Below are 6,000 nucleotides of genomic sequence, written 5' to 3'. Positions count from 1 at the left end.
ACAGAATGGACTTGTTTAGCCCTGCCTTGCGCTTCCCACCCTTGCGGGTCATCCCCTTGACATGCAGCTTCTCCGTTACGCCGTTCGCCTACGGCGGCGCGGAGCGCTTCGCCATAACGACAAGCTATCTCTGACGTAACTTTGTGTTGCCAGTCTTTGCGCTGACGAGCAACCTTTGCTTGCAGTTGCGCTTCCCGCCGGCTGATTTTCTTCCACCTTCTGGTAGACACACTCTATCCCAGTTCTGAGGGCTTTATCCCCTGAGCAACCGACCCGGTGGTGCTATCCATCCCCACTCTACAGAGGGTGGGGAATTCCGCACGTTTTGTTAGGCTAGCTCAGTTTTGGCCCCACAGAGCTCAGGAACTTGGAGCGAACCTCAGACTACCTTTGGGCAGAATCCTGCCGCCTATACTTGATGGGGGCAGTTCGGGGAAGGAACATGGCAGAGCGGGAGCTATCGGTAGCGATCTTGGCAGCGGGCAAGGGCACCCGGATGCGATCACGGCTGCCCAAGGTGCTGCACAAGCTGGGATCCCTGTCTTTGATCGAGCGGCTGCTGCGCACGGTGCTAACCTTGAAACCCCACCGCTGTCTGGTGATTGTGGGTTATGAACAGGAGCAGGTGCGCCAAGCCCTGCGGGAGTACCCGGTTGAATTTGTGGAGCAGGCCCAGCAATTGGGCACCGGACACGCCGTTCAACAGCTGTTGCCCGTCCTGGGCGGTTTTCAGGGGGATCTGCTGGTGATCAACGGGGATGTGCCCCTGCTGCGGGCAGAAACCCTGCAAGCTCTGGTGGAGCGCCACCGCCAGATGAACCCAGAGGTAACCTTGCTCTCGGCTCAGGTGGCGGATCCCTATGGCTATGGACGGGTGTTCTGCGATGCCCAACAGCGAGTGCTGGAACTGGTGGAAGAGCGAGACTGCACCCCAGCCCAACGGCAAAATCGCCGCATCAACAGTGGGGTGTATTGTTTTCACTGGCCGGCTCTGGCTCAGGTTTTGCCCCATCTCAATCGCAACAACGCGCAGCAGGAGTACTACCTAACGGATGCCGTCAAGCGGGTGGGCAAAGCCATCGCTCTGGATGTTGCCGATCCGCAAGAAATTGTGGGCGTCAACGACCGCCGCCAACTGGCCCAGGCGTACCAGATTTTGCAGGATCGCCTCAAGGAAGCCTGGATGGAAGCCGGGGTCACCTTTGTGGATCCCGACAGCAGCAGCCTCGAGGAAACGGTGGAATTGGCCCCCGATGTGGTGATCGAGCCCCAAACCCATCTGCGAGGGGTGTGCCGCATTGGCTCGGGAACCCGCCTGGGGCCGGGCAGTTGGATCGAGTCCAGCGAGATTGGATCTGGGTGTCACATTCTCTACTCGGTGGTCAGCCACAGCCGCATCGGCAACCACGTCTGGATAGGCCCCTACGCCCACGTGCGCCCCCACAGCCAGATTGGGGATCATTGCCGCATCGGCAACTTTGTGGAAACCAAAAATACCCAGATTGGATCCCACAGCAATGCCGCCCACTTGGCCTACCTGGGCGATGCCAAGCTGGGATCCCAGGTCAACATCGGCGCGGGCACCATCATCGCCAACTACGACGGCCAGCAAAAGCACTTTACCGAAATTGGGGATCGCAGCAAAACAGGCGCCAACTCGGTTCTGGTGGCTCCTTTGCAGGTGGGATCCAATGTCACCATTGCCGCCGGCTCCACCATCCCTGCCCGCTACCCCCTGCCGGATGACTGCTTGGTGATCGCTCGCTCCCGCCCGGTGGTTAAGCCCGGCTGGCGACCCGGGATCCGCTCCTCCCGCCGCCAAGAGCTCCAGCCCATGCCGCCGGGATCCCTCAAGATTTATCCCTTGCGCCTCTTCCCCGGCCAAGATCTCAAGCAGGAACTAGAGCGATTGGCCCGGCAGCAGCCCTTGCAAGCGGGGTTTGTCCTCAGCGCCGTCGGCAGCCTTAGCCAAGCCACCCTGCGCCTGGCCGACCAAATGGGGGATCACCTGTTGTCGGAACGCCTGGAGATCCTGGCCCTGAGTGGATCCCTGTGCCCTGACGGAGTCCATCTCCATCTCACCGTTGCCGATGCCCGAGGCCAAACCTGGGGGGGACACCTGCGCCCCGGCTGCCTCATCTACACCACCGCCGAAATTGTCCTCGCCGACAGCCCGGAGTATCGCTTCTCCCGTCAACCGGATCCGGCCACCGGCTACCTGGAGTTGCACATCCAACCCGTGGCAGGGGATCCCTGCTGGCCGTCCCCACCCCCCCAACCCCAGCAAAACCAGCAGACAAAACCAGAGGCTGACAGCAGTAGGCCGAAAACCTTACAGTAGTCAACATGAGTTACCTAAAGCTAAAGGGGGCTTGTGAGCGCCAAGCCGAAAGCTTCACGGAACTCATGGACGCTTTGCGGTGTGGCGGGCATGTTACTGGGTTTTCGGACGCAACTCATTCTTAACCGCAAGCAAACAACTCTAGCCGCCCAACACGCTGGGGTAGCCCGCCACGCCTATAACTGGGGCTTAGAAGTCTGTCGGCAAGCCCTGGAGAACCAGCAAAAACTTCCCACCGCCATTGACCTGCACAAGCGCCTGGTAGCTGAAGTGAAGCAAGCGCATCCCTGGTACTACCAGGTCTCCAAATGCGCCCCTCAGCAGGCATTACGCAACTTGGAGCAAGCCCTTAAGCGCTGGCGGGGTGGGTTGGGGAAGTTTCCCCGCTTCAAACGCAAGGGAGTGCGAGACAGCTTTTACTTGGAAGGTAGCATCCGCATCTCTGGTGACCGCATCAAGGTACCTATCCTTGGTTGGTTACGCTGTGCGGAGCTGCTCCCCACTGCCACACCCAAGAACGTGGTCATTAGTCTTCGCGCTGGACATTGGTATGTCTCCTTCAAGTATGAAGCTCCGGCGCCTCAGGTGGAGAAGACCGGGGAAGTTGTGGGAGTAGACTTAGGTATCAATCGCTTGGCCACCTGTTCCGACGGGGAAGTATTCGAGAATCCAAAGCCCTATTACAAAGCGAAGAAGCGTCTGGCCAGGCTGCAACGGCGACTGAGTCGTAAGCAGAAGGGATCCGCTAACCGTAAGAAGGCAGTAGCACAGCTCGCTAAGGCCCATAAGCGGGTGGCAGACATTCGGCAAGACAATCTGCACAAGCTAACGACCTACCTGGCCAAGAAATATCGGGTAGTGGTGATTGAGGACTTGCAGGTGAAGAACCTGCTTAAGAACCACAAGCTGGCAGGAGCGCTGTCAGATTGTGGCTTTTACGAGTTTCGGCGACAGCTAGAGTATAAGGCCCGGCTCTACGGCTGTCAGGTGGTGGTGGCGGATAGGTTTTATCCGTCCAGCCAACTGTGTTCAGGGTGTGGGCACCGACAGAAGATGCCACTGCAGGAAAGGGTGTTTTGCTGCCCGTGTTGTGGTCTGGGGATAGACCGCGACCGCAATGCAGCGCTGAACCTGGTGCGGTGGTATTTTGAGTGCTACTTAAAGCGCTCAACTACCCCAAGCTCTGGGGAAAGAGACGCCTGTGGAGATTCCTCTGGCGGGGTGGTAAGCCTGAAGCTTACTACCAGTCACGAGTCGTGGAAGCAGGAAGAAAGCAGAGACGCGACAGGCACTGAACACTCTGGAAGTGTTTGTTAGCGTTTCGTAGGTCTTTCGGAGCGGTCATCAGTACCCCGTTGAGCAGCCAGAAATTGTTAAGCTTAACGCACGGATGGCAGTATCCGGCCATGCCCCGAGTGACAACTGCTGACGATCTGCTGACAGAATATGCCTCTGGCGAGCGCAACTTTCAAGAATCCAACCTGGTGGGGGTGGACTTGGTGCGCTCCAACTTGCAAGGGGTGAATCTGAGAGGGGCCAACCTCTCCTTTGGCAAGCTGAGTGGCATTAACCTGCAGGAAGCCGATTTGCGCGGCGCCGATCTCAGCTCGGCCAACTTGATGGGGGCCAACCTCCGCGGGGCCAATCTTTGGGAAGCCAACTTGATCGGCGCGGATCTCAGCTTTGCCGACTTGCGGGAAGCCAACTTGCACGGTGCCTACCTTTGGGAAGCCAAGCTAACCCGTGCACAACTGCAGGGAGCCGATCTGAGCGGGGCAAAAATCGGCGGAGCAGTGCTGACCGGCGCTGACCTCAGCGGAGCCACCCTACCCGACGGGAGTGTGCGGGCTTGAGCCACCCCCCCAGCAGACAAGGCAGAATGGAACTGTTGCGACGGGATCCCTGATGTTGCTGCTGTTCAACTTGGTCTTGACACTGCTGCTGGCTGTGGGAGTGGCAGTCCTGGCCGGACAAAACCCCACCACCCTGACTGTACACTTCTTGATGTGGCGCTCGGTGGAGCTGCCCTTGGGATTCCTCATCGCCGTGGCCGTCGGCCTGGGCCTGTTGACGGTGGGGCTGGGCTCTCTCCTCTGGCCTGGGCGCAGCTTTTCTGCCACCGCCCGCCAATTACAGGAACGGGTGCGCCAACTGGAAATGCAGGATCAACCGCCCCAATAACGGCCAATTCCCAAAGGGATCCCTCTGCTTTCTGGCTTTGGCTCAACAGCTTCGATCCCCTGCAATTCTATAGTTGACTTGACAATCTTGTCGCTGGCCCTAGGGAAAGCATGCTGGAATGGCCCACCGATGCGAGACTGGGCGTAAGCTGAGATCAGGATCCCTTCGCCGTCTGCTTGAGCAGTGCGTATCTCCAACCGTAACCATGGCTTATTTCCAACCTACTTCCCCGGATAGCTCTCCCCAAGACCCACGGGCCCTGCGCAAAGCCCTGCGCGGATCCAGCACCTACTTTGCCAAGGGATTTGAAGAACACAAGGATCAGGCTCAACTGGAGCTGCAAACCACCTACAAAAGCCCCCTTGTGGAGCAAATCCGCGCCCAGGCTTACCGCTATCAGCGGGGCGACATTACCATTCACCTGGCCAGGGCCTTTGGCTTTTGCTGGGGCGTGGAACGGGCGGTGGAATATGCTTATGAAGCGCGGCGACGCTTTCCGGATCGGCAACTGTGGATCACCAACGAGATCATCCACAACCCTCTGGTAAACCAGCACCTGAAGGAGATGGGGATCCGCTTTGTGGAGAAAGGCCCGGACGGCAAGAAGGACTTTTCTCAGATCCGGCCCCAAGATGTGGTGATCTGGCCTGCTTTTGGGGCAAGTGCATCGGAAATGGCGTTTTTTCGGTCGCAGGGCAATGAGATTGTCGATACCACCTGCCCCTGGGTTTCCCGCGTGTGGAACCAAGTGGACAAGCACCGCGCGGCTCAATTCACCTCTGTGATCCACGGCAAGTACAACCACGAGGAAACCGTAGCCACCAGCTCCTTTGCCGAAAAATATCTGGTGGTGCTGAACCTGGAAGAAGCAGAATGGGTCGCCCGCTACATTTTGCAAGGCGGAGATGCGGCAGAATTTCGGCGGCGCTTTGGCAAGGCCACTTCCCCCGGTTTTGATCCGGATCGCGATCTAGAGCGGATCGGCATCGCCAACCAAACCACCATGCTAGAGGGGGAGACCCGCGCCATTGCCAAGCTGTTTGAGACCACCATGCTGCGCAAATATGGCCCCCAGGAGTTGGACAATCACTTCATGAGCTTCAACACCATCTGCAATGCCACCCAAGAGCGGCAGGATGCCATGTTCGAGCTGCTCGAGCAGCCTTTGGATGTGGTGGTGGTGATCGGGGGGTTTAATTCCTCGAATACCACCCACCTGCAGGAAATTGCCCTGGCCAAGGGCTTGCCTTCCTTCCACATCGATGGCCCCGACTGCATCCAACCCAACAACCGCATCCGTCACAAGCCTCTTCACCAAGACCCGACGGTTACCGAAGGGTGGCTACCCGATGGGCCGGTGCAAATCGGCATTACCTCCGGTGCCTCTACCCCAGACCGCGTTGTTGAAGAGGTGATTCAACGCATCTTCGCCCTGCGTGAAGAACCTCGGCGGATCCCTGCCTAGGGATCCCTTCCCT

At 58.6% G+C, this 6,000-nt stretch carries 5 protein-coding genes and 1 pseudogene; all 6 read left to right on the top strand.

Annotated elements, in window-relative coordinates:
* Positions 1-442: 442 nt before the first annotated feature.
* Positions 443-1,792: pseudogene (glmU, locus tag NW838_RS06015) on the top strand (bifunctional UDP-N-acetylglucosamine diphosphorylase/glucosamine-1-phosphate N-acetyltransferase GlmU); the annotation flags it as partial.
* 42 nt (positions 1,793-1,834) lie between these two features.
* Positions 1,835-2,341, top strand: a complete 507-nt coding sequence (locus NW838_RS06010) for a PPC domain-containing DNA-binding protein (RefSeq protein ID WP_414427694.1) — start codon at positions 1,835-1,837, stop codon at positions 2,339-2,341.
* Positions 2,342-2,431: 90 nt separating this feature from the next.
* On the top strand, positions 2,432-3,658 hold the full coding sequence (locus NW838_RS06005) for an RNA-guided endonuclease InsQ/TnpB family protein (RefSeq protein ID WP_414427693.1): 1,227 nt from the start codon (positions 2,432-2,434) through the stop codon (positions 3,656-3,658).
* Positions 3,659-3,747: 89 nt separating this feature from the next.
* Positions 3,748-4,194: a pentapeptide repeat-containing protein gene (locus NW838_RS06000; protein WP_414388750.1), complete on the top strand. Its 447-nt coding sequence runs from the start codon at positions 3,748-3,750 to the stop codon at positions 4,192-4,194.
* Positions 4,195-4,246: 52 nt separating this feature from the next.
* Positions 4,247-4,522 carry a lipopolysaccharide assembly protein LapA domain-containing protein gene (locus NW838_RS05995; RefSeq protein WP_414357966.1) on the top strand — a complete coding sequence of 92 codons (276 nt, stop codon included), beginning with the start codon at positions 4,247-4,249 and terminating at the stop codon, positions 4,520-4,522.
* Positions 4,523-4,727: 205 nt separating this feature from the next.
* Positions 4,728-5,987 (top strand): 4-hydroxy-3-methylbut-2-enyl diphosphate reductase, encoded by a 1,260-nt coding sequence (locus NW838_RS05990; RefSeq protein WP_414427692.1) that lies wholly within the window; start codon positions 4,728-4,730, stop codon positions 5,985-5,987.
* The last annotated feature ends 13 nt before the right edge of the window (positions 5,988-6,000 follow it).

Source organism: Synechococcus sp. R55.2, assembly GCF_047462075.1.
Taxonomy (GTDB): domain Bacteria; phylum Cyanobacteriota; class Cyanobacteriia; order Thermostichales; family Thermostichaceae; genus Thermostichus.
This window is presented reverse-complemented; position numbering and strand designations above follow the sequence as displayed.

Coding starts and splice junctions, on each gene's coding strand:
- NW838_RS06000 (WP_414388750.1), top strand. CDS start 3,748: ATGCCCCGAGTGACAACTGCTGACGATCTGCTGACAGAATATGCCTCT.
- NW838_RS05995 (WP_414357966.1), top strand. CDS start 4,247: ATGTTGCTGCTGTTCAACTTGGTCTTGACACTGCTGCTGGCTGTGGGA.
- NW838_RS05990 (WP_414427692.1), top strand. CDS start 4,728: ATGGCTTATTTCCAACCTACTTCCCCGGATAGCTCTCCCCAAGACCCA.
- NW838_RS06005 (WP_414427693.1), top strand. CDS start 2,432: ATGTTACTGGGTTTTCGGACGCAACTCATTCTTAACCGCAAGCAAACA.
- NW838_RS06010 (WP_414427694.1), top strand. CDS start 1,835: ATGCCGCCGGGATCCCTCAAGATTTATCCCTTGCGCCTCTTCCCCGGC.